Below are 13,158 nucleotides of genomic sequence, written 5' to 3' on the forward strand. Positions count from 1 at the left end.
ATTGATAGCAAATCCGCAGCCACGTGATAATCAACAGAAATATCAAAGATACAATCAGTCAATCAATCACGATTAAACCCAAAAAACTCAGAAATCAAATAATGTTTTTTGTGGTTTTGCTGCGACTTCCTTTTTGGCCGGTGCTGTTACTTCATCCTTCTTAGAGGAGTCATTCCCAAAAGCAGAATCTAATGAAGTATTATTAGAAGCTGGCAACTTATCAAAACTAAGTTGAGAAGGATCTTTCTTTGGTGCAGATTTTTGAACAAAAAATTCAGGTTCATCTGTGGGAATGAAAGCCTGACGCTTATACTGTGCATCATCATACAATGCCTGAAGCTTTTTTGTGACCTTCTTTGCCCCCAGCAGATGGAGCATTTCATCCATATCCAGCCCAAGAACAGCCACAACATCAGCAGCATATTCATCTTCCAGAATAAGACGTGAATACATACCTGCCACCTCAAGACGTGAATAACGCATTGATTCATTGCAATGAGAACCAATTTTAACAGCAATATTGTTCCTCATATTGCGCCTGGAACGCATTTGTCCCATCTTACGCCACAAAGATGGTGGCTGATATTTTACAAAACCTCCACGCACCCTGGTTTTAGAAACCACAGTCCCACCAGTCATAAGCATGCCTGCATAACGCCACATGCGATAGTTCTGGCGCCTGCGTACGCGTCCGAGGAAACGATCCGAGCGGGAAAGATAGGAATACACGGCAATAATATCAGGAGTGAGAGATTCCTCACCTTTGCCGGTGTATTGGTATGGAAGATTTTCATCAACCCAGTGAATAAGATCCTCAGGAGTTTCATCGAGGTTATATGTTGCCTCCAGTGCGGAGGAAACATCCTTGCCTTTGAATATCCTTCCAACCACTTTGAATATGGACTCTTTGTTATCACGTTCAGACGTGGAAATATCCTCAATATTGATCTCGGTACGCCCCATTGCAATGGCCTGGAGATCATTGACAGCACTTCTGAAATCACCATCCGCAGATTCAGCTATTTTCTCAATAACACCCACACCGCACATGATACCTTCCTGCGATGCAATTTTCTTTAATGCCGGAACCATAGAACGGGATTGTACAGATCCAAATTTAAGTTCAAGACATAAAGAACGTACAGTAGATGAAAGACCGTAAACATCATTGGCTATCAGGATAATAGGCTGACTGGCTTTCTTTATAACATCAACTATTGCACGTGCCCCGCCGCGGTCACTGTTACCGTGCAGATTATCAGCTTCATCAAGAATTATGAGTCTCTTATCAGACGTACCTGTAAGTGTTTTCATCGTAGATGCAGAACCTGCAACCTTTTCAATAACACCTGCAGTTCTCTGGTCACTGGCATTAAGCTCAATGACTTCCCAGTTCATATCCCTGGCAAGAGCATGTGCAGACGAGGTTTTACCAATACCGGCCTGACCGTGCAATATTACTGCTCTTTTTTCAGGAGTGCCATATTCCCACTGCTCTCCCCAGTTCCTGAGATCATCTATCACTTTCTTGTGGCCAACTACATCGCCCAGTGAGACTGGCCTGTACTTCTCTGCCCATTCCATCTGCACAGTCATGTTATTACCCAATATTCAGGAAAAGTAATTAATGTTTGCACCACTTTGTTGTTCTGATTGATATTATTGATGGTAGAGGTATCATCCATGGGATCGAAAAGTACAGAAAATCTCCTGGGCCTTATAGAAAAAAGGGCATTAAAGAATCGGGCAAGAGTTGCCATAGGAGTACGCAACCCAAATCCCAAAATGCTGAAGAGTGCCAGGGATGCACACGTTGCAGGGTACGCACATGTGATGCTGGTGGGCAACAAAAAAGAAATCGAAGAGATAGGAACCGATCTTGAGATAGTTGGAACAAACGATCCAGAAAGAACCATCGGAGACCTGCTTAAATCCAGATATGTGGATGCTGCAGTTAGAGGTACGGCAGGAGCATCGCAAACATTATCACACCTCAAAAAGATACTGAATCAGGAAAACCTTCACAGAATCGCATTGTTACAGACAAATGAAGGAACACCTTTTTTCATAGCGCCTGTAGGAATAGATGAAGGAAATGAACTGGCTGACAAAATTGATTTTATCAAACTTGGCGTGGAGTACATAAGAAGATTCAACATTGAGCCAGTCGTAGGAATCCTTTCCGGCGGGAGACTTGGAGATCTTGGACGTAACAGCCGTGTTGACCAGACGCTTGCTGAAGGAGACTTCATTGTAAATAGAATAAGAGAACAGGGAATAGAGGCAAAGCATTATACTATTCTAATTGAAGATGCAATTAAGGAGGCAAACTTCATACTGGCCCCTGACGGGATTTCAGGAAACCTGATATTCAGAACTCTTGTATTTCTGGGCGGAGGATACGGGTTTGGAGCACCGGTACTAATGGATGATTATGTATTTGTTGACACATCCAGAGTAGGCGGTCACTACACTAAGGCAATAATGCTTGCCAGTGCACTGGTTGATAAAGAAGATACGAATACTAATGACCAGTGACAACAATAATTTATACAGGATGCATACAATCTAATTTATTAAATACTTATTAAATTCATTTTATTCCATAGCAATAGTATTGCAACAATTAATAGTGCATAGGGAATGAGAGATATGGAAGCTGTACTGATAAAAGGAAAAACAATTGCTTCTGCATGGTCTCAGCTGATCCGCGAGATCTATGAGAAGGGAGAGGAACATAAGCCGGACTATAAGACAATGACAAAGAGAGTTCATGCCACCATATGTATTGAAGACGTGAACAATAATCAGGTTAGTCCTGCTGTACCCTTTGGAGAGAATCTTATAGCTAAATACAAGGAAGAACTTACAGAAGAATACGCAGACTGGTACAGTTCTCTTGAAGACGATGATAAGAGAAAATTTGACTACTGCTATGCCAAACAGTTATTCAGATACGGACAGGCAGCATATGACAGTGTAAATGCAAATGTAAGCAACCTGCGCCCAGGATCAAGGAGACATGTGGGCGTACTCTGGGAAAATGAAACACATATTCCTAAATTTGAAGACCAGCCCTGCTGGATTGCCTACAAGCTGGAACTATTGAATGACACGCAGGTGAGAATATACCTGCTTTACAGATCATGGGACGCTTTCGGAGGATTCCCGGCAAACATCCCGGCTATTGTCGAAGGATTTAAAAAAGTGTTCAAAGAACATGAACTTGACATCGAAATCGAATCACTTATTGCAACAGGATGGGATACACACATCTACGACACTGACTTACAGGCAGTGGAAAAAATATTCAAAACAAATGAATTATGCCCATTATGTAAGTGCATAACTCCAAAACATTCATTCATCCAAACCACTAAAGGTAAGGCTTGCCCGGAATGTAAGAAATCCATGTAATCTTACATTCATATTCTTTTTTAATGATCAAACATCCATCCTGATATCTCAATAACATGTTCATTGCTTTAGTGTAACGTCTTTTGATCTCGTATTTATATAACAATCATACACAATAAGCAACAATCATAATTTTTAAAATATATATTAGTTAATTATATATGTATGAAATATGCATACATTAATGTGATTCCACTAATCCGAGTTTCAGGGAGAGACATATCATGAAAAGACTTACTATCAGCATGTCCGATGAGCTTTTTGACAAACTGGACGTAATTGAAAACAAAAGCCTGTTCATCAGAAAGCTTATAGAAAGAGAACTTGACGCAGTGGATAATTTCTCTTCTGAAGAAGTTATTCCCTGGAGCGAAGGATTCAGTATTCTCAAAAAAGATGTTAATACAATATTCAGCCGACTTGAACAAATGGAAAACAAACTTGCAGGAATAAGCCCTGCACAAGAGAATGAACCTTTGATTCAGGAATCTTTAAACCCTCTTTTACAGGAAACTTCTGAACAAATACATGAACCACAGGATAATCTTGCACAGAATATTATCAGTCATGAAATTCCGGAACCTGTTGAACAAGTACTCGCTGAGGACATCGGCACTCAGAACATAAATGAAAATATTGGTGAAAATCATCCGGATATACCTGCCCCGGTTATGAATGGTACCGATATCAACATGGAAGATATGCGTGAAAATACCGGCAATGAACTTGAGATGGAGAGTTTCAAAACTGAAGATATGGGAATGATTGAAACAGAAATCCCTGAACCAGCAGTAGCAACAAATATCCAGGAAACTGCCAACAATGCACCATCGATTGAAACCACTGAGCAGAACTTCAATCCGATGGAAAATATCAGCGTAGAGGAACAGATAACTCCGAAAGAAAGTACAGTTTTAGTTGAAAATACGGAAGAAACATTTAACCCATCTATACCTGAAATGAAGAGGGAAAGTTCAGTAGATGCTGAAATTCCACACGAGCATAAACTCTCAGAACTGGTTGCAGAAAAAATACATAAGGAAACAGAAGTTGAAAACACTTCTTTAAAAGAAGCTGAAAAAAATCCTTTATTCATGCCCCCTGAAGGAGAAATGCAACAAACAGAGTTCCAGATGCCAGAATTGAAGCCACCGGAGCAAGAAATGACACAACAGGAATTCCAGATGCCTGAATTGAAACCACTGGAGCAAGAAATGACACAACAGGAATTCCAGATGCCTGAATTGAAACCACCGGAGCAAGAAATAGCACAATCAGAGTTCCAGATGCCAGAATTGAAGCTGCCGGAGCAAGAAACGACACAACAGGAATTCCAGATGCCAGAATTGAAACCGCCGGAGCAAGAAGCAGAACAACCGGAGTTCCAGATGCCAGAATTGAAACCGCCGGGGCAAGAAGCAGAACAACCGGAGTTCCAGATGCCAGAGTTTAAGCCACCGGAACAAGAAGCAGAACAACCGGAGTTCCAGATGCCAGAATTGAAACCGCCGGGGCAAGAGGCAGAACAACAGGAATTCCAGATGCCAGAATTGAAACCACCGGAGCAAGAAGCAGAACAACCGGAGTTCCAGATGCCAGAGTTTAAGCCACCGGAACAGGAGCTGGGACAAACGGCATTTGCGATGCCGGAGCTAGAAACATCAGGATCACCAGCAATGCCAGATACAAATGAAGCTGAGTTGGTTATGCCGGAAATGAAAGCACCTGAAATGCCGCCTATTGCCGGAGAATCGATGCCACCATTTAATACAGGAACAGAAGCTGCACCTGAAATACAAACTGAAACAGCTCAGATGCAAGCATCAAAAGTTTCACCTGATGTAAATCAGAGTGCAGGGACTAAGCCGGACAAACTGGAAACCAATATTCTAATGTATATGCCACGCGGAGCTAAAGTTAAAAAAGAGATCATAAAGAGTCTGGTATCACGCCAGTTCAGTCAGGAAGACATTGACAGGAAGATACAGGAACTGGTTGCAAGAGAAATACTCATACTTAAGCAGGAAAATGGTGTTGAACAGCTTCACAGACTAAAGTAAAACCAGTAGTGATATCGGACTGGATGTTAACATCAGATTAGGCCGGATCTTTCAGAAGACATTTCTGAAAAGATAATTCCTGATGAGCATTGTTTGCAAACATTACGGGAAGTGTCAAAGCAACTACTGCAAACAAGCCTGCCGCATAGACTACATGTGTTCAGACCGGATACAGAACCACATATAGCACAAATACCCACTCTTTCCATTAAGGAATAGTCTTGTAATTTTAAATAAAAATCCATCGGTCAAGCATAAAAAAGAAAGAAAGAGCATATCTGTTAGGATCTACCCTGACACATTATAATATAAAAATAAAAATGGCACTATTCGATAATAGCACCCTTGTTCGCGGAACTTACAAATTTTCTGTACCTTGCAAGGTAACCGGTAACCTTCTTTTCCAACGGGACAAAAGTTTTCCTGCGCTCTGCAAGCTCTTCTTCAGATACCTTCAGGTCAAGTTTTCTTGCAGGAATGTCTATCTCGATTATATCGCCTTCTTTTACAAGACCAATGGGACCGCCTTCCTGTGCTTCAGGAGAGATGTGACCGATACATGGACCCCGGGTTCCACCGGAGAAACGACCATCTGTAACAAGAGCAACTTTATCGATAAGACCCATTCCGGCAATAGCTGATGTTGGAGATAGCATCTCACGCATTCCAGGACCACCTTTTGGACCTTCATAGCGTATAACAACAACATCACCGGCAACAATCTTCTTGGCAAGGATTGCAGCCATTGCATCTTCCTCACTGTCAAATACCCTTGCAGGACCGCTGTGTTTCAGCATCTTAGGATCGACTGCTGCTTGTTTTACAACTGAACCATCCGGAGCAAGACTTCCTTTAAGTACTGCAATTCCACCTTCTTCATGTATAGGAGATTCCATCGTACCCATAATTCTTGCATTGAGTTTCGGATTTACAATGATAAGCTCTGATAGGTTATCCCCAACAGTCTTACCATTAACTGTTTTTTCATCAAGGTTAAGACTGGACTGGAGCCTGGACATGATTGCCTGGACACCGCCTGCCCTTTCAAAGTCAAGCATGTAATTTTCTCCGCCAGGTTTGAGAGAGATAAGATGAGGAGTGCTTTTACTGAGCCTGTCAAATACATCAAGGCTAAGCTCAAGTCCAAAGGCATGGGCAATTGCAGGAAGGTGAAGTGTAGTATTAGTACTGCCACCGATTGCCATATCTACCATTATGGCATTTTCAAATGACTTCATGGTGACAACGCTACGAGGATTAAGACCTTCATTGACCATTGAAACAATCCTTTCACCTGATTCTTTTGCAAGCCTTATTTTCTTAGCATCTGCTGCATGGGCAGTTCCACACCCTGGAAGACTCATACCAAGTGCCTCTGTCATACATGCCATGGTGTTTGCAGTGTACATTCCGGCACATGAACCGGCACCACTGCATGAACAGTCTTCGAGGAGCTTCAACTTTTCATCGGATACTTTTTCGGACTGGCATTCTCCAACTCCTTCAAATACAGATATGAGATCCCTTGGCTCATCATCAACATAACCCGGAATCATTGGACCGCCTGTAACCACAATTGCAGGAATGTCAAGGCTTCCTGCTGCCATAAGGTGACCGGGAGTAATCTTGTCACATGCTGTTATCATAACCATTCCATCAAGCTGGTGACCCTGAAGGACAAGCTCTATGGAATCTTCGATTGCCTCACGGCTTGGAAGGGAATATTTCATTCCTTCGTGACCCATGGCAATTCCATCACAAATACCTATAGTATGGAATTCAAATGGGACACCACCGGCACTTCTGATACCTGCCTTTACGGCCTCTGCAACTTTGTCAAGATGAATATGACCGGGGATGAGTTCATTCCTGGAGTTTACAACTGCAATGAACGGCTTTTTCATTTCAGAATCTGTTACACCGGTTGCCTTCAAAAGAGAACGGTGAGGCGCGCGTTCGAGTCCTTTCTTTGTCTTGTCACTTCTCATTGGAAAACCTCGTTTGATGCATTCACAGCATGCTTACAACTAATATAGGTAATGGAAAAAGGAATATATAAGAAGTGTGTGCCGCCAAAACATTGGAAATGTGAATATTCAAATACAACAACAAATGCTAACCGCTTTTAATACGCATAATACTAAAGCATAATATACCCTATCATGAAGATATTTATGACATATTGTGTGCATACAAATATGAATAAGCTTACAGATTTTCATATAAATCATACATATTGTATTCTTTAATAGCGGACATAATATTACATGTATGCAGCATCAGTAATGAAGAATTCAGTAAGTGTATCGTTAATAGACTCAAAATAGAATTGCCACCGTACTAAGCAGATTTGTCAATAATTTCATTTTGCAATTATAATCCTGACATCCTCAATTTGAACAGCAATTCAACAACAAAAGACATAGTTGAAAACTGTTTTGTTTAATCCACTATATACTGACCGTCTGATTAAATATGCTTAAAGACCTATAGGACATCATATTGGAAATTGATGGGAAATATACACAACCATGGAAAAACAGCAACCGTAAGCACACCAATAAAACAAATATATTAGAGAATAGATACTTGCATATATACAAAGTAATAGATACATTATATCCAATATAATGCAATAAAGATAATATTTTGTACACATATTAATCTGATTTTTTAGTAAAAAACAAGAAGAGAAGCATGAGAGCAGTAATAATTGACGGATATGTGGACGAGCCGGCATGTTTCGGAGTTCCACCTTACATTTCCCCATACATCAGATACATAGCAGGTGCCTTAAGAGAAAACGGATTTCAGGAAGAAAATATAGCATATTTTACAATTGATAATCTGCGCAAAGATATCACCGAGGCACCCAGACTCATAAATCGGGCAGACATAGTTGTAGTTCTTGCCGGTATGACAGTTCCAGGCAAATACCTGCGTTCAACACCTATCAATTTAGGCGAGATAGAAAGCATATTCAGTGCCACCAATGGAACTAAAATACTGGGAGGACCCATCAGGCTTGGTTTCTCGCTGGAAGGTGGAAAGAAAGCTGAATGTGATATTATAACTAACACAGATGTGTGTATTTCAAGCAAGGACATAGAGGCTTTTGTCTTTGATACAACAGGAGACAGTGCACAGTCTCCGGAAGATTTTGAACATCGATTCAGAACCGTTGAAGAGATAGGAAGATGGAGTACAAAAGGCAGTTTTATTATCAAAAAACATCCGGATTATCCTAATGTGATGTGTGAAATTGAAACATACAGAGGTTGTGGACGTAAGCAGCACTGTTCATTCTGCACGGAACCATCATACGGAAGCTCGGATTACCGGCCAATTAAGGATGTCGTATCAGAAGTTTCAGAACTCTATAAACACGGTGCAAGGTTTTTCAGAATAGGAAGACAGCCTGACATTCTAAGCTATCATGCAAAGGACAAAGGAGGAGAAATACCTGAACCTGATCCACAGGCCATACATTCCCTGTACAAAGGAATCAGAAACGTTGCGCCCGATCTGAAAGTACTCCACATGGATAATGCCAATCCAGGAACAATTGCAGCTTATCCAGAACTAACCAGGGAGATTTTTAAAACCATCGTAAAATATCATACACCGGGAGATGTGGCGGCACTTGGAATGGAAAGCGCGGATCCTGAAGTAGTAAGAGCTAATGGTCTTAAAGCAATGCCTGAGGAAATATATGAAGCTATCAAAATCATTAATGATGCAGGAAGAAGCAGAGGAGTTAACGGAATGCCTGAACTCCTCCCAGGAATCAATATTGTTCACGGACTTATGGGAGAATCAAAAAAGACATTTGAACTAAACTACGAATTCCTCAAGAAAGTTCTTGACGAAGATCTTCTCCTTCGAAGAATAAATATACGCCAGGTGATGGCATTTCCAGGCACCCGCATGTATGGGAATGACGAACTTGTAAGAAAGCACAAGCAGATATTCCTGAAATATAAGGAAAAGATCCGAAAAGAAATCGATATGCCAATGCTCAAAAAAATAATTCCTGCAGGTACTGTACTCAAGAACCTGATGTGTGAATTAAATAGCGAAAGAATTTGTTTTGGCAGGCAGATGGGATCATACCCCTTGCTTGTAGGAATTCCCGCAAATCAGGAACTTGGAAAGTTCATAGATGTTACAGTAACAAGACATGGCCACCGATCCATTACAGGAATACCATATCCACTGAACATCAACACTGCTTCAATGTCACTTTTACAGGAACTGCCAGGAATAGGTAAGAAACAAGCCAATCTTATCAATAGGGAAATGCCTTTTAAAAACGCAGAAGATTTTGTTGATAGGACAGGAAAAGAAGAATTACTTCCATACATCGGCTTCTAAAAGCCTATTTCAGGAAGTTCTTGATAAAATCAGTATCCTTCAAAATCTTGAAACTAACAAAACCACCTACGCAAATATTCATATAGAAAGTGAAAGCCCTCCAGGCAATTACTGCAATTCCAAGTAATGATGACGGAATGAAAAGAGAAAAAGCAGTTGTTCCTGCAAACTCAGCAACTCCGCTTGCACCCGGAGTTGCAGGTATGACAAGTAAGACCATAACTATAATCTGTGATGCAAAGACTATGAGCGGATCAGGGTGCTGGTTAAGACCAAGCAATATCACATAAAGCATGGAGAAATCTACAAACCAGAAGACTATTGTGTATAAGACTCCAAAAGAAAGCCCACGCCTGCCATCAGTTAGCAATATTGAAATGCTGTCATGAAAATGCTCAAGCTCAGAGTCAACTCTTTTTATGATTTTTTCTAATGCAGCATCTGTTTTCCTTCCCAAAAACGGAGCCATCCTCTTTACAACAAAATAAACTACATTTTTAGTTGGATCTGGTTTCCATATAGCATACAAGGTAAGAAACAGTATGAAAGTAAGACCTAATTCTGCAAAGATAAACATGGCATCAAAAACAGAATCATTGAGAACACCGCGTATGACATATATGGAAACTGGTGCTAAAGCGAGGATAAGTATGCCATCAAGTATTCTCTCCCCAAGAACAACAGCTGTGGCTCTTCCTAGTGGAATCTTTTCTTCATGAAGGAGGTGGATTCTTAAAGGCTCACCACCTAAAGAAGAAGGCGTGATAGATGCTGCCAGAGTACCTGATGTTACTATTTCACAAGCTTTAGTATAGCCAACATCAAAACCAAGTGCTTTACAAAGTGAACGTGTACGCATACCCCATACTACATAGCTAAGAGCATGTACGCATGCAGCAGCTAAGATATAAACAGGTTTTATCTGCATAAGGGCAGACAAAGTATTTGAATCAAAAGTAAATGCAACAACGATCAAACCCGATACAAGACTTATTAGTAAAGATATGAGAATCCATTTCTCAATTTTATTCATGACCCCAACCCTGCATAAATGTGTGATGTGTATGAATCAATGCATACACAATCAATACTATATAATCACAATCAACGAAATTCATTCACCAAGCATATCTTCTTTTACACTTGTCCCTGTGGAGATAGATCTTTTTGGCCAGATCCTCACGTTAGAGTGAACTGTAACATCATTTTCGATATTGACTTCCGGACCAATAACAGTTCCATTTTCAAGACTACAGTTGTCACCTACAACAGTACCATTATCAATAATAGAACCGGAAACATTTGAATTATGCCCTATTGACACGTTATTGAACATATAAGAAGATAATATTCGAGTATCATTGTTGATGGTACAATTGGAACCTATTGCCGTATATGGTCCGATAAGAACGTTATCACCTATAGTCGTATTTTCACCAATAACTATAGGACCCACAATCGCAGAATTGGACCCGACAGTCACGTTATGACCAAGAGAAACAGGACCTTTTATACGGGCATCCAGTGTTTTAAAATGACCTTCAATTGTAGTACCGGGGAGTGACTCCAACATCCAGCGTTGTGCCTGCCTGTAAGCCTGTGGGCTTCCAACATCAGTCCATCTGCCCCTGGCAAGAATACCGTTTATCTTCCGTTTTTTCTCAAGTATATCCGGGAAAAGATCCTTCGCAAAATCATATTGTTTGCCTTCTGGAATCCAGTCAAATATTTCCGGATCACATACATAAATACCTGTACTTGCAAGATTACTGAATATTTCACCGGGTCCTGGTTTTTCAAGGAAACGTCTGATCCTGTTATTCACATCCATATCTGCGATACCGAATTCACGAGGATCATCGATGGATAAAAGCCCGATTGTTACAAGTGCATCCGTCATTTCATGGAACCTGTACATCTCCCTTAAATTCAGGTTGAGTACATGATCGCCTCCAAGAACTATAAACGGACTGTCACGAAGATATTCCTCTGCATTCTTAACGCCTCCGGCAGTCCCAAGTTTTTCATCTTCATAAACATAATCGATATGGACTCCGAATATTCTCCCATCACCTAACTGCTCCTCGATTTTTTCAGCCATATACCCGAGGGTTATTACAATATCGTTGAAACCTTCTTTTGAAAGGTGTTCTATTAAATGTACAACAGACGGTTTGTTAAGAATAGGAATACTTGGTTTTGGACGGGCAAAAGTTAAGGGACGAAGCCTTGTCCCCTCTCCACCACACATAATACAGGCTTTCATATTTTAGTATGAGGGTATTTTTTACATATATGTTTAGCGGATTATTAAACTAAAAAATATAGAATCCGAAAGCAATTAAAGGACTGTTACGTCACTACTGCTATCTACAACAACTTCAATCTCACCTTCATACTCTGAAACTGTTCCGGATATCAGTACCCTGTCATTTACTTCAACCATCGAGTTAACATCATTGGAACCGCTGCCTGATGGTACAAACACTTTAACTGAACCTGAACCATAATCCACATCCATTAGCAAATGGTCACCTGAATAAGTGAAGCGTTTTGTGAGAATATCACCTTCAAGCCTTACTTTATCCCCTGGAACAGAAGATGAACTAAAAGAAATAGAATCATCTGAAGGACTCCCGGAATAAAAATAAGTATATGCAATGGCCAGAGAGAAAAGGGCCATGCATAAAAGAATAACTACAATTTTTTCTTCTTTTTCCATAATCAAACCTGATCAGGCATCTTCAGACCCTTCTATTGAAACCAGTTCGATATCAAAGATAAGAGTCTTACCAGCAAGATGATGATTAAAATCAACTGTCACGTTTGTTTCGTTGACATTCAGAATAACTCCCGGATAACCCTGGGCATATATAGTTTCACCAACAACAGGAGTCATATTTACTGCTTCAAAGTCTTCAACTTTGTATGATATAATACGTTCATCCTGCACTTCCCCGTAAGCTTCTTCAGGTGGAATTGTAACAGTTTTCTCTTCACCTACTTTCATACCAATTACAGCAGCATCAAAACCATCGATCATCTGACCCGCACCTGCAACAAAAGAAAGAGGTTTGTATTCCCTGAGAGAATTGTAAATTCCATTTTCTTGGGCAATATCTGCTTTTGAAGTATCAAAAACAGTTCCATCCTCAAGCATGCCGGTGTAATTTACAGAAATATTGTCACCTATTTGTACTACCCTGGAGTTAGCAGGGTTGTCAGAATCTGTACAACCACTTGTTAGCAGCATACCTGTTAAAAGTAAAAGAAGGAATATTTTTTTCACACAATCACCAATTAAGTT

General features: G+C 40.5%; 11 protein-coding genes. 4 read left to right on the top strand and 7 right to left on the bottom strand.

Annotated features, from left to right (window positions below):
* Positions 1–87: 87 nt before the first annotated feature.
* Positions 88–1,596 carry a replication factor C large subunit gene (locus METTI_RS02035; protein ID WP_023844147.1) on the bottom strand — a complete coding sequence of 503 codons (1,509 nt, stop codon included), beginning with the start codon at positions 1,594–1,596 and terminating at the stop codon, positions 88–90.
* 87 nt (positions 1,597–1,683) lie between these two features.
* Here METTI_RS02035 and mtxX point away from each other — a divergent pair, with 87 nt between their 5' ends.
* The 3 genes from mtxX to METTI_RS02050 all read left to right on the top strand — a co-directional run bounded on the left by mtxX (position 1,684) and on the right by METTI_RS02050 (position 5,477).
* Positions 1,684–2,538 (top strand): methanogenesis marker protein Mmp4/MtxX, encoded by an 855-nt coding sequence (mtxX, locus tag METTI_RS02040; RefSeq protein ID WP_023844148.1) that lies wholly within the window; start codon positions 1,684–1,686, stop codon positions 2,536–2,538.
* Positions 2,539–2,643: 105 nt separating this feature from the next.
* Positions 2,644–3,417, top strand: a complete 774-nt coding sequence (locus METTI_RS02045) for a thymidylate synthase (RefSeq protein WP_048135046.1) — start codon at positions 2,644–2,646, stop codon at positions 3,415–3,417.
* 224 nt (positions 3,418–3,641) lie between these two features.
* Positions 3,642–5,477 (top strand): hypothetical protein, encoded by a 1,836-nt coding sequence (locus METTI_RS02050; protein ID WP_048135048.1) that lies wholly within the window; start codon positions 3,642–3,644, stop codon positions 5,475–5,477.
* Between the two features lie 32 nt (positions 5,478–5,509).
* On the opposite strand, the gene METTI_RS15465 is transcribed toward METTI_RS02050, so the two are convergent.
* Together METTI_RS15465 and ilvD are read right to left on the bottom strand one after the other, a co-directional pair.
* Positions 5,510–5,722 carry a hypothetical protein gene (locus METTI_RS15465; protein WP_342665105.1) on the bottom strand — a complete coding sequence of 71 codons (213 nt, stop codon included), beginning with the start codon at positions 5,720–5,722 and terminating at the stop codon, positions 5,510–5,512.
* Between the two features lie 81 nt (positions 5,723–5,803).
* A complete protein-coding gene (gene ilvD, locus METTI_RS02055) occupies positions 5,804–7,465 on the bottom strand; it encodes a dihydroxy-acid dehydratase (protein WP_023844150.1) in 1,662 nt (553 codons plus the stop codon).
* Between the two features lie 709 nt (positions 7,466–8,174).
* On the opposite strand from ilvD, the gene METTI_RS02060 reads away from it, so the two are divergent.
* Complete coding sequence (locus METTI_RS02060; RefSeq protein WP_023844151.1) at positions 8,175–9,851, top strand: radical SAM protein; 1,677 nt, start codon at positions 8,175–8,177, stop codon at positions 9,849–9,851.
* A 4-nt stretch (positions 9,852–9,855) separates the two neighbouring features.
* Here the strand turns inward: METTI_RS02060 and METTI_RS02065 are convergent, their stop codons facing one another.
* The 4 genes from METTI_RS02065 to METTI_RS02080 form a co-directional block, all read right to left on the bottom strand.
* The gene (locus METTI_RS02065) at positions 9,856–10,884 is read right to left on the bottom strand and encodes a lysylphosphatidylglycerol synthase transmembrane domain-containing protein (RefSeq protein WP_023844152.1); all 1,029 of its coding nucleotides are present in this window, start codon (positions 10,882–10,884) and stop codon (positions 9,856–9,858) included.
* 81 nt (positions 10,885–10,965) lie between these two features.
* Positions 10,966–12,117 carry a sugar phosphate nucleotidyltransferase gene (locus tag METTI_RS02070; protein WP_023844153.1) on the bottom strand — a complete coding sequence of 384 codons (1,152 nt, stop codon included), beginning with the start codon at positions 12,115–12,117 and terminating at the stop codon, positions 10,966–10,968.
* Between the two features lie 75 nt (positions 12,118–12,192).
* The gene (locus METTI_RS02075) at positions 12,193–12,573 is read right to left on the bottom strand and encodes an OB-fold nucleic acid binding domain-containing protein (RefSeq protein WP_023844154.1); all 381 of its coding nucleotides are present in this window, start codon (positions 12,571–12,573) and stop codon (positions 12,193–12,195) included.
* A gap of 12 nt (positions 12,574–12,585) precedes the next feature.
* Positions 12,586–13,140: an FKBP-type peptidyl-prolyl cis-trans isomerase gene (locus METTI_RS02080; protein ID WP_245596059.1), complete on the bottom strand. Its 555-nt coding sequence runs from the start codon at positions 13,138–13,140 to the stop codon at positions 12,586–12,588.
* Positions 13,141–13,158 lie beyond the last annotated feature (18 nt).

The sequence above is a fragment of the Methanolobus tindarius DSM 2278 genome (genome assembly GCF_000504205.1).
GTDB classification, from domain to species: Archaea; Halobacteriota; Methanosarcinia; order Methanosarcinales; family Methanosarcinaceae; genus Methanolobus; species Methanolobus tindarius.

Bases quoted from the DNA above. Each gene is read 5' to 3' on its own strand.
- METTI_RS02035 (WP_023844147.1), bottom strand. From the start codon at position 1,596: ATGACTGTGCAGATGGAATGGGCAGAGAAGTACAGGCCAGTCTCACTG.
- METTI_RS02060 (WP_023844151.1), top strand. From the start codon at position 8,175: ATGAGAGCAGTAATAATTGACGGATATGTGGACGAGCCGGCATGTTTC.
- METTI_RS02050 (WP_048135048.1), top strand. From the start codon at position 3,642: ATGAAAAGACTTACTATCAGCATGTCCGATGAGCTTTTTGACAAACTG.
- METTI_RS02075 (WP_023844154.1), bottom strand. From the start codon at position 12,573: ATGGAAAAAGAAGAAAAAATTGTAGTTATTCTTTTATGCATGGCCCTT.
- ilvD (WP_023844150.1), bottom strand. From the start codon at position 7,465: ATGAGAAGTGACAAGACAAAGAAAGGACTCGAACGCGCGCCTCACCGT.
- METTI_RS02070 (WP_023844153.1), bottom strand. From the start codon at position 12,117: ATGAAAGCCTGTATTATGTGTGGTGGAGAGGGGACAAGGCTTCGTCCC.
- METTI_RS15465 (WP_342665105.1), bottom strand. From the start codon at position 5,722: ATGGATTTTTATTTAAAATTACAAGACTATTCCTTAATGGAAAGAGTG.
- METTI_RS02045 (WP_048135046.1), top strand. From the start codon at position 2,644: ATGAGAGATATGGAAGCTGTACTGATAAAAGGAAAAACAATTGCTTCT.
- mtxX (WP_023844148.1), top strand. From the start codon at position 1,684: ATGGGATCGAAAAGTACAGAAAATCTCCTGGGCCTTATAGAAAAAAGG.
- METTI_RS02065 (WP_023844152.1), bottom strand. From the start codon at position 10,884: ATGAATAAAATTGAGAAATGGATTCTCATATCTTTACTAATAAGTCTT.